Here is an 18,324-nt window from a genome sequence, read left to right as displayed (position 1 = left end):
AAGGTTAGTTAAAATAGACTAATTGGGGCATACATATTTCTTCCTACCTTTATTAGTATTCTAAAACCTGTTTTCTGTTTGAATAGGTAACCTTACTTTTTAAATGAATAACAAAAACATGAAAATGTACAAAGTATTTACACGTATTATCTTGTCGGTTGTATTTTTTGCTGAAGGTGCTTACATTGCTCAGGCACAAGGCGGCGACCAGATATTGGACGGTATCGGCGAGACGGGGATGATTGCCCGTTATATGTTGAATGGTGATCTCAAAGACTGGTCTCGGAATAACCTTCATGCGACACATGCTGCGGAAGCTAAATTTGTAGATGACAGTCGGTTTGGAAAGGTGTTGTCACTTTCCGGAGCCAATAATGATTTTGTCACGATACCGGGAGATGCATTGACAGATATGGAATCACTCAGTATATCCGGATGGATCTACTTGCGTTCGGATAAAAAAGGTCAGCGTTTGTTCGATTTTGGCAAAAATATAAACACCCGTTTTTTTGCAGCCCCTGTCGGAACAGCCAGCCAGAAAGGGGTTCAGGCCTTGATTACCGCCGAGAAAAGTGATGTAAAAGGAGCGACATCATCTGCTATCGAACTCAATAAATGGGTTTACCTTACAGTTGTGGTCGATATTCCAGCCAAGGCGATCAGGATATATATTGATGGCAAACTTGTCGGGGAAGCGGAAGATATTCCGCAAGAATTACCTGCGGTATTCGGACATTCCTCAACAGAACAAAATAAACTTTATATCGGAAAGTCCTTAATGCCCGGAGATCCTAATCTGGATGCTTTGGTGCGTGATTTTCGTATATACCGTATTCCATTGACGCAGAATCAAATTTCCGGTATTTTAAGCAATGCTCAAGGAGCAGGAACCCGGGGTAGAGTTAATGTGAGGCCGGCAGAAGAAGATTTACCAAGTTTTCCATTGACACAAGCGCAGCTTTACAATGCATACCTAGTGGGGGTGTCTGATGTGGAAGTGGAGACAGAAATAGGGGAGTTGCCCAGGTTGCCAAGTTTCGTAAACGGAGCCTATAAAGAAGGGGTGGAAGGACCAAAAGTACGCGTATTGTGGCCAGCTCCTTCCGATAACAGCACCGTCTTGTCGGCAGGTCGCTATACCATAACCGGACGTGTGTCAGGCACGGACTTAAAACCCAAGGCTGTCGTCACGGTAAAAGGTGCCGCTAAATCTAGTACACCAAACGCTAACTTACAGGAATTTCATTTAAGCCAGGTTTCATTGGATGCCGATTCTCACGATCAAGAAACCAAATTCATGAAAAACCGGGATAAGTTTATATCCACATTGGCAGCAACCGATCCCAATTCATTTTTGTATATGTTTCGCGATGCTTTCGGTCAGCCTCAGCCAGCAGGCGCTAAACCATTAGGCGTGTGGGATAGTCAAGATACAAAGTTGCGCGGACACGCTACCGGCCATTACCTAACGGCCATAGCGCAGGCCTATGCCAGTACGGGATATGACAAAGCCCTACAAGCTAATTTTGCGGAGAAGATGCATTATATGGTCAATACGCTATATGAATTGGCCCAATTGTCCGGAAAACCTATCTCTGCAGGTGGAGAATCGGTATCCGATCCGACGGCTGTACCGGTAGGTCCGGGGAAAACGGATTATGATTCGAATCTCAGTGCAGATAGTATTCGTACAGACTATTGGAACTGGGGACAAGGCTTTATCAGTGCCTATCCACCGGATCAGTTTATCATGTTGGAAAGAGGAGCGAAGTACGGAGGTCAGAAAAGCCAGGTGTGGGCACCCTACTATACATTGCATAAAATTTTGGCCGGCTTGATCGATATCTATGAAGTAAGTGGTAACGAAAAAGCACTTGCAGTAGCTTTAGGGATGAGTGACTGGGTTCATGCCCGGTTGAGTCAGTTGCCAAAGGAAACCTTGATCGCAATATGGAATACCTACATTGCCGGAGAGTTCGGAGGTATGAACGAAACCATGGCCCATCTTTATCGCATTACCAAGAAAGAGCATTATCTGAAAACAGCTCAGCTTTTTGATAATATCGATATGTTCTTTGGCGACGCCCAACGTTCGCATGGATTGGCCAAGAACGTGGATACCTTTCGGGGCTTGCATGCTAATCAACATATCCCGCAGATCGTGGGTAGTATCGAAATGTACAATGTTTCCAATCTGCCTGAATATTATAAAGTGGCCGACAATTTTTGGTACAAAGCTGTCAATGATTATATGTACAGTATTGGCGGTGTTGCGGGGGCACGTAATCCGGCCAATGCCGAGGTCTTCACGGCCGAACCTGCTACATTGTATGAGAATGGTTTTTCAGCTGGTGGACAAAACGAAACCTGCGCCACATACAATATGCTTAAGCTGACCAGTAATTTGTTTCTTTTCGATCAGCGGGCAGAATATATGGATTATTATGAGCGTGGATTGTACAACCATATCCTCGCTTCGGTAGCCGAAAACACACCTGCCAATACTTACCACGTACCCCTCGGTCCAGGGTCGATCAAGCAATTTGGTAATCCGAATATGACCGGATTTACGTGTTGTAATGGAACAGCTATAGAGAGTAGCACAAAGCTACAGAATTCGATTTACTTTAAAAGCAAAGATGACGAAGCGCTCTATGTCAACCTGTATGTGCCGTCTACCCTGAATTGGACCGAACGTAATGTGATCGTCGAGCAGGTTACAAGTTTTCCGAAAGAAGATCAGACACGCTTAACAATCAAAGGGAGCGGAAGATTTGATGTACATATGCGCGTACCTAAATGGGCAACTAAAGGTTTCTTTGTGAAGATTAACGGTAAGAATCAGAAAATACAAGCAGAGCCGGGAAGTTATCTAAAATTGAGCCGTAACTGGAAGAATGGCGATGTCATCGAATTGCAGATGCCTTTCCAATTTCATCTGGATCCCGTCATGGATCAGCAAAATGTTGCCAGTTTGTTTTATGGGCCAATATTGTTGGCCGCCCAAGAGCCGGCGGCAAGGAAAGATTGGCGAAAAGTTACCTTAGATGCCAAAGATATCAGCAAGTCGATCAAGGGAGATTCCTCTAAATTACAGTTTACTATTGATAACGTTGTCTTTAAGCCTTTTTACGACACCTACGGACGTCATTCGGTTTATCTAGACGTTACCCTGAAATAGAAAGCAGATTCTTTATGAAGCATATTTTTAAAGCCCTGATCTTATTACTGTGTAACTGGGTCAATTTGACCCATGCACAGCAACTAAAGGGATACCAGCAACCTGGTCTCTTAAATCCTATTCTGCCCGGCTACTTTGCTGATCCGACTATAAAGAAGATTGGCGATACCTTTTATATTTATGCGACTACCGATGGCAATGGTTGGGGGGCAGGACCATCGCAGGTATGGACATCCGAAGATTTTGTAAATTGGACTATCCAACCCATGAACTGGCCGAATACACATTGGTATTGGGCTCCTGATATGACCATAGGCTATGACGGCAGATATTATTTATATTACAGTCAGCCCGTAGAAATTTTCGGAGCGGTCTCCGATAGCCCGGTAGGGCCATGGGAACCGCTGGCGCCCAACGGCCGGTCTATTATTCCCAACTATATGATTCCGGGAGTGATTACGCTAGATGCACAGACATTTACCGATGACGATGGCAAGATGTATATGTACTGGGGGACTTGGGGTATTTATCCGGATCACGGATGTGCGGTAGGGATGCTGAATAAAGATATGAAGAGCTTTGAGAAAATCGAATTAATACCCAATACTGTAGCAAAAGATTTTTTTGAGGCTCCTTATGTATTCAAACGTAACGGAATTTACTATTTCATGTACTCATCGGGTCATTGTGAAGATCATTCTTATCGGGTACAGTATGCCAAAAGCAAGGTAGGCCCTATGGGACCATTCGAATATCCGGATCACAATCCTATTTTGGTCACCAATGCCGATGGTACGATTCACGGACCCGGGCACCATAGTATTTTAGAAGTTGATGGACGTTATTTTATTGTCTATCATAGGCATAATAATCCCCATTCGGGAGGAGGATTCCATCGGCAGCTCGCCATCGATGAATTGTTTTTTACAGCAGATGGTGATATTAAAAATGTTGTTCCGACGCACCAGGGTGTAAAAGATCTGTTGAAAACTACTTCTTATCCAGAAGATAAAGCCTTTGGCAAACCTGTAGAAGTTTCTTCTTATTATAACGAAGATTTCCGACCTTCTTTTGCTGTTGACGATAATAATGGAACGCTATGGAGAGCAAAAGAAAACCAGCAACCGGCTTGGTTGCATATTGATCTGGGCGTTGTGCAGGATGTACAGACGGTGGAAATTCAGTTTGAATACCCGACCTATGCCTATCAGTATACGGTCGAAACATCGGAAGATGGCCAGCGATGGACAACCTTTGTCGATCGGTCGGCAAACAATCGTTGGGCTAGCCCGGTACTGGAGCATGGTAAAGTAAAGGCACGCTATGTGCGCTTACAAATATGGAATATCCAATTGTCCGGGTTACCTCGCGGTGTCTGGAATATCAAGGTCTACAGCGACCGGTTGAAGAAAGAAACAATTTGGTCAGCACCGCAGTCTATGCCGTCAACAGAACAGATCTTAGGTAATCTACTCCACGTGGAGGCCTCGGATTATCAAGAAGGACAGCGATTATCGATTATTCAGAATAAAGCGCTACTTGGCGGAGAGCTGAAGAGCGAACAACAGGTACTGGTTAAGCAGTACCAAGGTAAGCAAGCTTTTTTCTTTGATGGTTCCGTCGCCCTTCGCTCTACCTTTGGTGTACCGCAGTCCCTTGAAGGTAATAGTTCGTATACGGTAGCCATGTGGGTCAATAATCCTACGGTGGAACGCCTTGAGCAGGTATTAGCTTGGTCCAAGGGCACTCAGGATATGACGAGGGCCGTCTTTGGTGTAGGCAGTGATCCCCAAAGAGGAGCCGTTGTCCACGGTTCCTGGCCGGATTTGGGCTATAAAACCTTTCCTGTAGCAGATCAATGGCATTATGTGGTGATTGCTTTCGACGGCTATATGGAGCGCATTTACGTGGACGGTGTTATGCAAAGCGAGCAAAACCGGATGTTGTATGTTCGTGGGGGTGATGCATTTGTTGTCGGTGCTTCAGATCTATTGGATAATCACTTTAGCGGTTATTTGGCAGACTTGAAGGTTTACAATGAAAATATCCCAGTAGAGTTGATAAAAGAGCGGTACGTGACGGAGTCCGATGTGGACGGGTATTTCGCCATGCAGACGGATGATCTGGATTTGGGGCCGATTACGCATTTGAAAAATCACGGATCCGTCAATGCGGTGGCGGTCGTTGCCGATGCTGCGGTTGTGAAAGTTGCCGGTCAGCGAACGGCTTTGGAAATAAAAAGGCTTCAAGACCCTTCATTAAAAGATGTGCTGCTTAAAGAGGATTATACGTTGGACTTCGATCTTTTTGATGGAAAGACATGGAACCACCATGTGCTTGTTCACCATCAGGGTAAAACTATATGTTATATAAATGGTAAATTGGGTAAGTTGAAGGAATTGAAGAAGCTATTTGCGGTAAAAGATCACTCGGTCTACTTTAAAGCAGCTTTTCATTTTTTCAATGCCTATGAAGGTGATTTTTCAGCAGAGCAGGCGGCAGCACGCTATCGCATTTGGCAGGAAAAATCAAAAAGCGAACTAGCGGATTATACACCATCACTGCTTGTCAAACCGCATTATATTAATGGTAAGGATCTTTTTGTGCAGGTTGATGAAGACAAGAAGGGATTGTTGTATCTGTTCTCTTGCGGGGGAATCAGCTCCGGCTGGGTGAAGCAATCGTATTATCTTTTTGATAAAATGAATATTGGTTCATTTATACAGGTTCATGCTAAAGACGAATTTGGCAATGTCAGTAAGGTACTGGAAGCCGCTGCGGATGTCGTCAAACCAAGACTTTTACCAGATATAGACATTGAAGAAACATTTAGATTACCGGAGGGAAAAATCCCGTTTTGGGATGGTTGTCAGTTCAGTTCATATTTGGATAGTACCCAGACCATCATTAATCTAGATCAACAAATCTGGCGTATAGGATCAAAACATACAAAATGGGGCGATACTGACCTTGTGCCGCCATTTGTTTACAAGGAACTGAAAGGTGATTTTACGATAGAGGTCAAGATCATTGATGTAGCCGGATTGTCGAGCCAGACCCGCTCATCGAGCGAAGCCGGTATTATGATTCAAGATATGGATAGCCCGTCAGCCTATATAAACAATACGATTTTGACGGGGTGGAACCTAGGTAATTTAGCGCGAAGCGTTGGTACCCGTATCCATCAGGAAGGAAATAACGGTACAGGGTTGGCATTTGATTCGTTCATTCAGATACAGCGGTCAGGAAAATATTTCTATCTGCGGTCTTCCAAAGATGGTAAGACGTGGACAGATCTACCGAGTAGCCCTTTTGTACGAGAAGATTTGGACGGGCGTAGACTTAAAGTTGGCTTGTACCAGATCGCGACAAACAATCAGGAAGGGTTTGGGGAGTTTGGCGAGGTGCGGGTTTATGTTAGATAGCAGATACACGATATGAATTTAGCAGGAGTAAAAATGGGTAAATATGTAAATAAGCAAATTTGCCCGATAAAGCTGATAGGGGTGTTGGTCTTGTTTTTCGTACGGTTTGGTGTACGAGCGCAGCAGCAGTATGTTAAGGAATTATATCTGCCTTCAAAGATATGGCGGGTGCCCGAGGCGAACGATTACCGGAATGAAGACAGTGAATACAGTTATTCGCGCAAAGTTGAATCTGAAAATATTGCTATATTTTGGGCTAAAGAATATGGTGACGACCCCAAAAATCATATAAATAGTACAAAGCGATTCGATCCCATAGCTATCCTTGCGCAATGTGAACGATTTTATATGCATTACCGGGATACAGTAAAAATGGTGCAACGTGGAAAGTCGTTGACCGATATGTATAAACTATTGTTCTTTGTGATCGGAGGAGACGAGGGAACGGCTTTTGGGGGTGGGGCAGCGGATAGTGTAGGTGTCTTATGGGCGTCTTCATTACGCTTGCAATATCCTCCCTATGGAGCAGTTGCCCATGAGATGGCACACTGTTTTCAATATTTGGCCAAAAGTGATGGTGCCTGGGCATATTCATCGAGCGTAGCGGGGAGCAGGGGGCATGCTATTTTTGAAATGGGTGCCCAATACCTGTTGTGGCAGGTTTATCCGGACTGGATGAACTTCGAAAATTACCATCTGAAAAGCTTCATGGATAAAACACATTATGCTTTTCTCCATGAAACAAATATGTACCATTCGCCTTATGTGTTTGAATATTGGTCCATGTTACATGGGACTGATTTTCATGGCAGGCTATGGCGTGAGGCCCGGGTAGGTGAAGATGCGGTGCTTACGTATCAACGCTTGCATGACATGAACCAGGACACCTTCAATGACGAGTTATTTGACGGGTATCGCCGGTTTATGACCTGGGATTTGCCTCGTGTCCAAATATATGCTGCTCCTTATGCTAACCAACATACAACTCAATTGATTGCCGAGTCTGACGATTCCTATCGGATCGATTCTGCAGTGGCTCCACAAAACTATGGTTATAACGGAATTAAGCTTGTCGTTCCACCAAAGGGTACATCCGTAAAGCTTCATTTTACCGGCATGGCCGGTCAGGAGGGATACCGTCTTACCGCTGTTGAAAATGCAGGGTGGAGGTACGGGTTTGTAGCTATGAAGAAGAATGGTGAGCGTGTATATGGCACGACGGGAAAGGATGTGCGAGGTGATCTTGTTTTTCCCGTTCCCGAGCAAACAGAACACCTGTGGTTGGTGGTTAGTGGCGCGCCAATACAGCATAGTATTCACTTGTTGGATGGAGATGATGCGAATGACGAACAATGGGGATATCAGTTTAGACTGGACGGGACTATTGTTCATCCGGATGTGTTAGTGGTCAAAAGGTAGTTTTTGATCGTATATTCTTGATATAAATAGTTTTTTTTTCATACTACTTACTACCTGTGGGCCTACTGGAGATTATTCAGTAGGCTTTTCTGTTGTGAATATGGACTGGCAGGAAGCATAATTTTTTAAGTTTTTTGTAAAGGCTACAAGTAGGTTAAAAAATGGTTTTGATAGGCGAATATCGGGTGATAAATTATGTCATTTTGATGTTACATTTGCTATATAACTAATTGATAACGTATCTGTTTCTGAGGAGCATGACTGCAGTTCTAGGTTCGGCTGAGGTTGAATCATATAGATAGATTTTTTAAATTTTTAAATTATGAAGATAATGAAAACATAGTATACTATACTGCATTTTGGATATTCGTTTATTCATTGTTGTACCTCAGATATGATTTTTGTTCTGCTTATTAAGTTCAAAACAGAGGGGCAATATTACTAGACACAATTAACCTAAATTTTAACACAAATAATTAACGTATGAAAAAAATGTATCTACTTAAAATCTTGGTCGTTTTTTTGGTCTCTTTAGTATTCTGTCAACATGATTTGATTGCACAGTCTGTTGTCATTACCGGCAAGGTCAGCAGTTCAGAAGGAAGTTCTTTGTCGGGAGTGACCGTAAGGGAAAAAGGAGGAAGCGGTGTTGCATCTACGAAAGAAGACGGATATTTTACGATTAGTATCTCGGGGCTTGGGAAAAGTCTTGTTTTTACTTACGTAGGATATATAACTAAAGAGGTCGCAATTTCGAGCGGCGATGAGGTTAGCGTTGTCCTGGAGGAAAACGCTTCTAACGTAGACGAAGTTGTCGTCGTCGGTTATCAAGAAGTGAATCGAAAGAAGGTAACGGCAGCCGTGACGACAATTAAAGGTAAGGAGATCGAAAATATACCCTATCCAACCTTTGATCAGATGTTGCAAGGTCGCGTTGCAGGTTTGACCGCATTAAGCTCTTCAGGTGAGCCTGGGAGTAATGGTGTCGTCAATATCCGTGGGAGTAACAGCGTCTCTCTTGGAGGTGTAAGTTATCCCTTATATGTTATAGATGGCATGATTTACGATGTTAACGATATGCCAAATGCGTATGGAAATAATCCACTTGTTTCCATTAATCCTAATGATATCGAATCGATCGATGTCTTAAAAGATGCGGCAGCTTCTGCAATCTACGGATCTCGTGGTGCAAACGGCGTTATTATGGTAAAGACGAAGTCGGCCAAAGCGGGCGCACCTCCGAGATTTAATCTAAATTTTTATCAAGGCATTGCCACAGAGCCTACATTGCGTAAAGTCGTAATAGGAGCAAGTGAACGGCAGTTGAAAATGGATCTGCTGCACAAAATGGGCGCTTGGGATCAGCTGGCTAATCTTTCTATGTTTTTGACAGATAGTTTAAATGCTGCTTTCAACAACAATACCGATTGGCAAGGTGTCTTTATTAAGACAGCACCGACGACGAATGTCGATGCGAGTATGGAGGGGTCATCCGGAACCACGCAGTACCGGTTATCTTTCGGCTATTATAAAGAAGATGGCTCGATGATAGGCTACGGTCTACAACGATTTGCGCCTAAATTGAACTTAACCTTACGGCCTTTTGAACGTGTTCGATTGCAGACGGTATTGAATCCTACCTTTGTTAACGTCAAACATGGTTTCGGAGACGGATCTAACTTTCCATTTGACACATGGAGTTTTCCATCTTCTTTTTGGAAATTGACCGACGAACAGAAAATCGCCTACCGTGGAGAGTACGATACGATGGATGAAGATGTCACCGCTACCATTATGTCCAATACACAACTGCACATCGACATTCTGAAAGATTTGAAGTTTACCAGTTCATTTTCGTATACGTACAATAACAATAGGAGAGATTGGCTACATAGCCGGTTTATCAATGGTACTGGTGCAGACAACGCCTACAACTGGAGTTATTTGACCAAAGTATGGGAAATAGAAAACTACCTAACTTGGACCAAGGAAGTGAATAATCACACTTTCAACTTGATTGCTGGCCAACAGGCGCAACAACAAACTAACAAACGGACCGAGGCTTCTGGCAGAGACGTGACAGGGAGCACGATTTACAATTTATCGCCTGGAGGTAACCTATTTGCGTCAACGTATGTCGATCAACGGGAACGTGTGGCCGCTTTCGGCCGTTTTAATTATGATTACAAAGGAAAGTATATCTTTTCGTCCAGCTATCGTCGAGATGCGTCTTCACGTTACAACGTCTCTAAGCGATGGACCGATTTTTACTCCTTTTCCGTAGCCTATAATATGGCGGACGAAAATTTCTTTTCACCATTGAAGGAAACCATCAATCAATTCAAATGGCGTGCGAGTTACGGTGTGACCGGAAATGACCCCGCAAGCTATTATGCGCAATACAACCTGCTCTCCAGTAATGCGACATACTACAATTCGTCTTTTGGAGCCGGAAATTCGGCTACTGCCACGACCTACAATGGTACGACAGTGCTTTACCCCGATTATGCATCGTACGCGGGTGATCGAAACTTGACCTGGGAGAGGTATCCGCAACTAAATATTGGTTTAGATCTGAGCTTTTGGGAGAGTCGACTCAATCTAACGACAGATTGGTATGTACGCAATGCTGAAAATGTGTACTATACAAGTCTCTTGCCGCCAACAACCTCTGGATATGCCAATTATAGCGGCAACGTGCTTGATTTGAGAAATACCGGAGTAGAATTTACATTAAATGCGGATGTGTTTCCGAGAGAGAAAGATTTTAATTGGAACAGTACATTTACATTAGCTATCAACGATAATTATGTAACCAAGTTGCCCAATGGAGGGCAAGATTTAATTGTCGGACCGCCTTGGATGCAGCAGACATTGACGGTTGGCCAACCCTTATTTGCATACAAAGTTTGGGAAGTGGATGGCGTTTATGCTACAGATGCCGCTGTTCCTACTGATCCATTAACAGGCCTTAAAATGACCATGCTGGGCGCACCTATGCGTGCAGGAGATCCTATTCTCAAAGATCAAAACAGCGATTACAACATTGACGATAACGATAAGGTGGAATACGGAAGTCCCAACGCGAGAGTGACAGGCGGCTGGGTCAATACTTTTACGTATAAAGGTTTTTCGATGTCCGTTTTATGTAGCTTCATTACGGGGCGGAAGGTTTGGAATGGGTACACTTCGGATAAGTTAAATGGTACGGCCGCTAATATCTATAGCAATTGGGGAGTTATCGCAGGACCTTCTACCCTCGAAGATCTTAATTATTGGACCGGTGTCGGCGATACGGATGCAGAATTTGGAAATATTACCAATACCACTATTGATAGATGGCATATTGCGCAGTCACATTTCGTAGAAGATGGTAGTTTCTTTCGTGTTAAAAATATTATGTTGGGCTATGCCTTACCAGCAGATTTGGTTAAACGCTGGAAACTGAATGGTGCGCGGCTATTCGGAATGATCGATAATGTGTATCTGTCAAATCAATCCACATTACCTGATCCGGAGGCTGTTGAGCCGAATGGATACAGTAATGGAAATCGCTATCCTTTGGTTCGTAAGTTTACGATGGGCGTGAATCTCACTTTTTAATGGTAAGTAAGGTAACTGAGTAGTAAAACAGTAATAAAATTGAAATTCTATGAAAAAAATATATATAGCCCTTCTATTGTTATCCACTGTGTTTGGATTAACAGGCTGTAACAAGTTTTTAGACGAGGATCCTATTAGCTCTAAAGCCAGCGAAAATTTTTGGAAAACCGAAAAGGACGGCAATGCAGCAGTAGCGAGTATGTATGCCTTGCTTCGCAAAGCGTTGAATAATGGCCTCTTTCATTATGCGCACGGTGATCTTCCGACAGATTATTTCACCCCTGAGCGCGATCTCGGCGGAGAAGATTTTAATCAGATCCAAGAGTTAGACTGGGCTTTGGCGGTTCCGACGGCGAGTACGTGGCGCTCCATGATGCGCAATCGCCGATTTGACCACTTTTACAGTGCTATTGTACAGGCAAATTCCTGCTTGATGAATCTGCCTAGAATTCCGAAAGAAAGTTTTGACACCGAATACGAAACATCTATTCGACACTTTATTGGCGAGGCCTATTTTGTAAGAGCTTTTTCTTACTTCTACATGGCACGCGTTTGGGGAGGTGTGCCCATTGTTAATGATCAGGTAAGCGCCACTGTAGACATGACCAATTATAGGCGAGCTACGGCAGAAGAGGTGCTCAAAAAAGCCTTGGATGATGCACTACTCGCCAAAAGCTACCTGTCCTGGGACAATGTTTCCGCTGTAGATAAAGGAGTCAGAGCGAATAAGGGAGCTGTATTGGCGCTGTTAGCCCACATATATGCTTGGGATGGCGATTATGAAAACTGCGAGTTGGCAGCCAAGGAGTTAATAAATAATGACTATTATAGTTATACGCCTCGGAACAATTACACGGATATTTTTAAGGGCAATTCCACGGAGGGTATTTTCGAGATAGCGCAAAATAGCCAAACCGAGACCGCGAGGGATATGATCGGCTCCTATACCTTGAAGGCACCCTATTTAACGACGAATACCGGAAATGCTGCGTGGCCACTGGATACGTTGACATTGAGGCAGACACTTTTTAATGATCCGGCTGATCTACGTGTGGTGCATGGATTTGATTTTTTTGATACGGCTGATCCGATCTCCCTGAAATATAAAAATATCAGCTATACCACGAGCGGAACGGTGGTACTGCCTCTTTTTATGAGTAATATTATTGTTTTTCGCTTGTCGGATATTGCTTTGCTGCTTTCGGAAGCATACGCCGCTCAGGATAAATTCGGTGCATCCAGGGATTTGATTAATCGCGTTCGTGGACTTGCCGGATTGGGATCGACTCAGGTGGCAGACGCAGCATTGTTTGAAGAAGCCATCAATGAGCGCGGACGCGAACTATTTCTCGAAGGACATCGGTTCTATGATTTGGTGCGTTTGGCAAAGGTAAAAGGCGTGTATAGATTTGGATCAGGCGGATCAACCAAAATTACAGCAAGTGAATTTCAGCGTGGCAAATATTATTGGCCAATTGATCCGGTGTTGATTATAAACAATCCGCTCTTTTCACAAACACCTTATTGGGCATCTGAAATGCGATAGTTAACTGAAAAATAGTGATGACATTAAAAGTCAAAATGATATACAGATGAAAAAAAATATTCGAAATACCACATTCGCGATACTGGCGTTATTCTTCTTATTGCATATCTCTTGCAAGAAAGATGCTTACTTGACTGATGGGGGGCTGCACAACGCTTCGACACCATACAATGCCTACGATTACTTGGCGGCACATAAGTATCATTATTTTGATACACTATTGACCATTATTGATCATTATAATTTAAAGGAAGCGGTAAATAATGCGGGGACGTTTTTTGTACCTACTGATCGCTCTATAAATTTGTACATGGATGAACAACAGCGGCGACTACGTGAAGACGACGAAGATGCGGTGTATACGCTTGAAAAGCTGTTTGATGAGTTACCCGCCGATTCTGTAAAGCAGTATTTATTTACGAATAAGCTGGCTTTAAACGACGTTAATACGTCTGAGACGACCTATACATCGCTGGGTTCAACGAACATAAAAATACAAAAAGTATTACAGACAGACCCTCAATACTACCGGTGGTCAACGACTCCCGTATACTTTTTGTACTACATCAGGGATTTGGGGCTGACGACGCCCACGCGTGTACAATGCCAGACAACAGGGATAACTACCCAAAATGGGAATGGTACTATTTTACATGTATTGCAGAATACACATGTCTTTGCAAGCTTTACTAACTAACCTGTGAAATCATGAAAAGAAAATTTTTAAAACCTTCATTAGGCCTTCTACTCCTCGGTTTGCTATTTGTGTATGCATGCCGTAAGCCCGAAATCGGTTACTTGAGTGACCATATATTTTACCTGGTCAATCCTCTACGTGTCGAACAGGGCCAGACAACTTATACATCTCCCATTGTCGGGAACGGTTCTACAAATCCGCTTTCCGTAAAACTATTAAAAGTCAAAGATGAGGCAGGGAACGACATCACCGAAAGCTTTACGGAGCCTCGCATGATTTACACTTTTTTGGACCAGATTACCAGCGAGGATAATACATTGGATAAGTTGGGCCAAAAAATTCGAGATAGTCTGGTTACGCCATTTCGAGTGAATACAATCGGTGGAAGACTGGAATTTTCTGCGGCGACCGCCTATTTGCCAACTGGAAAATTTAATATCGATGTCGAGGCGACCAACAGCAAAGGAACCACACAGGTAACTGATGCCTGCGAGATTGAGTTGATTCCGTTAGAGACGACACATAATATTGCTTATAAGCGATTGAATAATGCGGACGGGTCGATTTATTTAACAGAAGATTCACAAGTGTATGTGGAGGTGGAACACGAATCTGGTACAGAAGGATCCTGGTGTATCTACAAATTTGTTGATAAGAATGGGGAGGTGCTAGACCCAGCTGCTGGAGATATTGTTCGAAGAAGCAATACGCATCCATATTTTACAGATTGGAATCCTTACTATCCATTGACGCTCACGAATGAGGCTATTGTTCATCAAATGCCAGATTATGGCATTTCTTTTCCCTACTTCTCTGTGTTAAATGTGGGAGGTTCACGTTGGGAAGATTCCAATATGCGTAATGATTTTAAGGTTCCGGCAGGTAGGCTCAATGAGACAATCAGTGATTTATTTGGGTTGATATCTTTTCGGTTCTACACTTCTGGAACATTTACGATTACCACCCATATGAAAACATTCACCAAAAAGAAATGATGATACTGTTCTGCAAATTTTGTTTATAAAAGATAAAGCGATGAAAACATTACTATTAAAAGGAATCATGTTGCTGTTTTTTCCGGTTATTCTTCTGAATACAGGATGCAACAAGAAATTGCTGGATGAACTTGCCGCCCAACAGATCGCTCCGTTGCCGGGTGAGGAAGTCAGTTTTGAAGACGACTCGTTAGAAATTTATATCCCCAAAGAATTTGAAGATATGAATTTTTATAACAATGCGAGTACATGGTCTTATGACAGGAGTAAAGAATCGGCACATTTTATCGTATTCTGGGGTGCTGGATACGGTCGCAATGATCCCAATTCTGCGTCTGTACAGGAGACGTACCGGGTTGATATCGATGACTTATTAGCAAAAGCCGAACAGTTTTATGATGTCAATATCAAGACATTGAAATTTGCCGAGCGTGGTGTCGGTAAATCTAACCTGGATAAATATAAGATGATGATTTTCTTACATTACACGACAGAATGGATGGCTTTCGGTGGTGGTTACGATGATGTTATAGGAGCCTTGTGGATCAACCCTGCAACATGCAAGCCCGTGGGATCGACTATCGCGCATGAAATAGGCCATAGTTTTCAATATCAAGTCCGTTGTGACCTAGGTGCTAATCATGGCCTACGCTATGGCTTTGGTGGAAACGGTGGTAATGCATTCTGGGAACAGACAGCGCAATGGCAAGCGCATCAGACTTATCCTATGGAAGCTTTTAGTTCCTATAATTTTACCGTTTACACAGAAAATTACCATCGTCATATACATCATGAATGGTATCGTTACGCAAGTTACTTTATACACGATTACTGGGCATCTAAACATGGTATCGATATTGTTGGTCGGGTTTGGCGAGCTGCTACGGCACCCGAAGATCCTGTGCAGGCTTATATGCGGGTAACCGGAGTGGATGTTAATCAGTTCAACGATGAGATATTTGAGGCTGCAACCAAATTTGTAACATGGGATATAGACGCCTTACGGAGCAATGGCGCGAATTATATCGGTAAGCAGACAAACTCTTTTAGAAAGCAGGAAAGCGGAGCATTTCGTGTTTCTTATAATCGTTGTCCAGGAACTACGGGATATAATGTAGTTCCTTTGAATTTAGCTCCATCAGGTACGATCCTTACGACGCATTTCAAAGGCCTCCCCAATGCGACAGGCTTTAATCCTGTAGATGCTAGTCGCGCAGGCTGGCGTTATGGTTATGTTGCTTTATTGGAAAATGGCACACGGGTTTACGGAACGATGAATAGAACTGCGGAAGGGGATGCTTCTTTCACTGTGCCTGCTAATTGCAAGAATTTATGGTTTGTTGTTTCTGGAGCACCTACGGTATACACCCCGCATGCGTGGGATGAAGATGAAGCAAATGATGAACAATGGCCTTATGAGTTGTCTTTCACGAATACGGGTATCCTAGGGTATGTTGATGCTGGCAGTCAACCACAGAATGTGAGTTTTGTCAGCAATCTTTCTCTTCCTTTAGGAAATGATAACTACGCAGTAACACCGGTAGTTATCGATCAGGCCAAATTTGCTGAACTTTTCGCGGTTAGGGTAACAGAATTGAATGCACTCTTGGAGAGTGGTAAAATCAAATTTTATGCTGTAGAAGAAAATGGAACATTAAATGCCACGAGAACAGCGAATGGTTATGGTCAGTGGCTGGATAACAAAGGTAACGTGACCACTTGGGGGACTAATTCTTTCTTTTTCTCTGAATTTGATCAAAATGGTTTAATATTTAATATTGGCCAGTTTCCTGGAGCTGCATCTGCAGGATCTTATGTACTTAAACAAGCGCTCGTATATGAGTATGAGCCGGGTAAAACGGTACAGGCCACATTTGTGTTTAATATAAAGATAGAATAATCTTTAACCTCGTTTAGTTAGTTTTTTAATCCTGTCAATCTTTTGATTTGACAGGATTTTTTTAAATTACCTCAACATAATCCTCCGCTAACGGTAGCTTTTCGAGCATATGATGCCATTCTTCAGGTATGTTCACCAATTTCCGTTGTTCCAGATCTAACCAAGCACCATCCACATTCACCACTGCCGCTTTCACGCCATCTTCCTTGTACACTTCATGACGGAAGGAGAAACGTGCATTTTTTTTGTTAAACTTTGTCATCTCAATTTTTACCGAAATACGTTCGTCTAACGTTACTTCACGCAAATAGATTAATTCTTCTCGAAATAAAATGGGACCTATTTTGCGTTTTGCAAATTCATTTAAAGATAACCCCATTTTATTAAGCATATTGCTTCTGGCCTGCGCACAAAAATCGGCATAAGCAGAATGTCGTAAATGGCGATTTGCATCGATCTGAGCCCAGATCACCTGACCCTCATAATATGTGTTGTTTTTCATTCTTAAATCGCTTGTTGTTCAAATCTAACCAATAAAACTTTCATGAACAATATTTCCTGGCAATTGGCAACAAGACCAGGTGATTCGATTCGGTGATCGCTATACTACAGTTCATAAATGCTCGGCGATTTCTTTGCTTATACAGCTTCCACATCATATTTGTTGTCTTACCTTAGACGATTTGGATATTTAAAGGGGTAAAATTCCGCCAAAAAGTTTTTCGGGATATCTATATTTTGGCGGAATTTTACCCCCTCGGCGTCAGCCCCATGTGCTATGTTTGTATCGTTGCAACGAGAGTAAAGTAAATGTTTAGTGTTTAAATTTAATTTTTTGTAATTATGGCAATTAAGTACAATGTAGTCGAAATCGGTAAACCGGGAGATCTTACCGCTCCCAAAAAGTTCTACGCACGTCCAGTACATACGGGAGGAATCGCCTTGGAAGATCTAGCTTCTGATATTTCGCATGCTTCGTCCATCAATGAAGCCGATGTATATGCTGTGCTGCAGAGTCTGGTGCGGGAGATTCCGCGCAACATTTCTCGGGGATATATTGTCCGCTTGGGTAATCTGGGCTCCTTTCGCCTGAGCTCGAATAGTACAGGTAACGATACAAGTGAAGAGGTCAATGCATCCAACATCTTTCGTACACGTCTGATTTTCAATCCAGGGAAGCAAATAAAAACGATCCTGACAAGTTTAACTTTTAAGAAAATCGAGTAATTCAACATTTTGAATTGTAGGTCGAAGCCTGCTCCTTATTGGGTGCAGGCTTTTTTTTGGGCAAAAAAAAGCCTAAAACGACCGTGGTAAAATAAAAAAACGCTTCGGAGAGATTCTAAACTCGCTTCGGATAGTTTAAAAAGTGTTCGAAGCGTTTTGAAAAACGACTTCGGCGAGTTTTAAAAACATTTTTTTGAACTTTCTGGAGTTATAAGTATAAACCAAAGATTAAATTAATTAATCAAAATATGTTGATTTTATAACGATTTTCCATTTCCAGAATGACATTAAAGTAGATTTTGTGTAGTTATGCACAACGGGGCTGCGGCCT

The 18,324-nt window shown here is 42.8% G+C and carries 10 protein-coding genes; 9 read left to right on the top strand and 1 reads right to left on the bottom strand.

Annotated features, from left to right (window positions below):
- Nucleotides 1-124: 124 nt before the first annotated feature.
- The 8 genes from C4F40_RS08005 (at nt 125) to C4F40_RS07970 (ending at nt 16,766) form a co-directional block, all read left to right on the top strand.
- Nucleotides 125-3,181 carry a beta-L-arabinofuranosidase domain-containing protein gene (locus C4F40_RS08005; RefSeq protein WP_231389962.1) on the top strand — a complete coding sequence of 1,019 codons (3,057 nt, stop codon included), beginning with the start codon at nt 125-127 and terminating at the stop codon, nt 3,179-3,181.
- Nucleotides 3,182-3,195: 14 nt separating this feature from the next.
- Nucleotides 3,196-6,606, top strand: coding sequence for a family 43 glycosylhydrolase (locus C4F40_RS08000; RefSeq protein ID WP_196938814.1), 3,411 nt, complete (start codon nt 3,196-3,198; stop codon nt 6,604-6,606).
- Nucleotides 6,607-6,618: 12 nt separating this feature from the next.
- On the top strand, nt 6,619-8,025 hold the full coding sequence (locus C4F40_RS07995; RefSeq protein ID WP_196938813.1) for a DUF6055 domain-containing protein: 1,407 nt from the start codon (nt 6,619-6,621) through the stop codon (nt 8,023-8,025).
- Nucleotides 8,026-8,508: 483 nt separating this feature from the next.
- On the top strand, nt 8,509-11,628 hold the full coding sequence (locus tag C4F40_RS07990; RefSeq protein WP_196938812.1) for a SusC/RagA family TonB-linked outer membrane protein: 3,120 nt from the start codon (nt 8,509-8,511) through the stop codon (nt 11,626-11,628).
- Nucleotides 11,629-11,677: 49 nt separating this feature from the next.
- Nucleotides 11,678-13,174, top strand: coding sequence for a RagB/SusD family nutrient uptake outer membrane protein (locus C4F40_RS07985; protein ID WP_196938811.1), 1,497 nt, complete (start codon nt 11,678-11,680; stop codon nt 13,172-13,174).
- A 46-nt stretch (nt 13,175-13,220) separates the two neighbouring features.
- Complete coding sequence (locus C4F40_RS07980) at nt 13,221-13,871, top strand: hypothetical protein (protein ID WP_196938810.1); 651 nt, start codon at nt 13,221-13,223, stop codon at nt 13,869-13,871.
- Between the two features lie 11 nt (nt 13,872-13,882).
- Complete coding sequence (locus C4F40_RS07975) at nt 13,883-14,866, top strand: hypothetical protein (protein WP_196938809.1); 984 nt, start codon at nt 13,883-13,885, stop codon at nt 14,864-14,866.
- A 40-nt stretch (nt 14,867-14,906) separates the two neighbouring features.
- On the top strand, nt 14,907-16,766 hold the full coding sequence (locus C4F40_RS07970) for a DUF4859 domain-containing protein (RefSeq protein ID WP_196938808.1): 1,860 nt from the start codon (nt 14,907-14,909) through the stop codon (nt 16,764-16,766).
- Between the two features lie 61 nt (nt 16,767-16,827).
- Here the strand turns inward: C4F40_RS07970 and C4F40_RS07965 are convergent, their stop codons facing one another.
- Nucleotides 16,828-17,268: an acyl-CoA thioesterase gene (locus C4F40_RS07965; RefSeq protein WP_196938807.1), complete on the bottom strand. Its 441-nt coding sequence runs from the start codon at nt 17,266-17,268 to the stop codon at nt 16,828-16,830.
- A 341-nt stretch (nt 17,269-17,609) separates the two neighbouring features.
- On the opposite strand from C4F40_RS07965, the gene C4F40_RS07960 reads away from it, so the two are divergent.
- Nucleotides 17,610-17,993, top strand: coding sequence for an HU family DNA-binding protein (locus C4F40_RS07960; RefSeq protein WP_196938806.1), 384 nt, complete (start codon nt 17,610-17,612; stop codon nt 17,991-17,993).
- Nucleotides 17,994-18,324 lie beyond the last annotated feature (331 nt).

This window comes from Sphingobacterium pedocola (assembly GCF_015209965.1).
GTDB lineage: Bacteria > Bacteroidota > Bacteroidia > Sphingobacteriales > Sphingobacteriaceae > Sphingobacterium > Sphingobacterium pedocola.
This window is presented reverse-complemented; position numbering and strand designations above follow the sequence as displayed.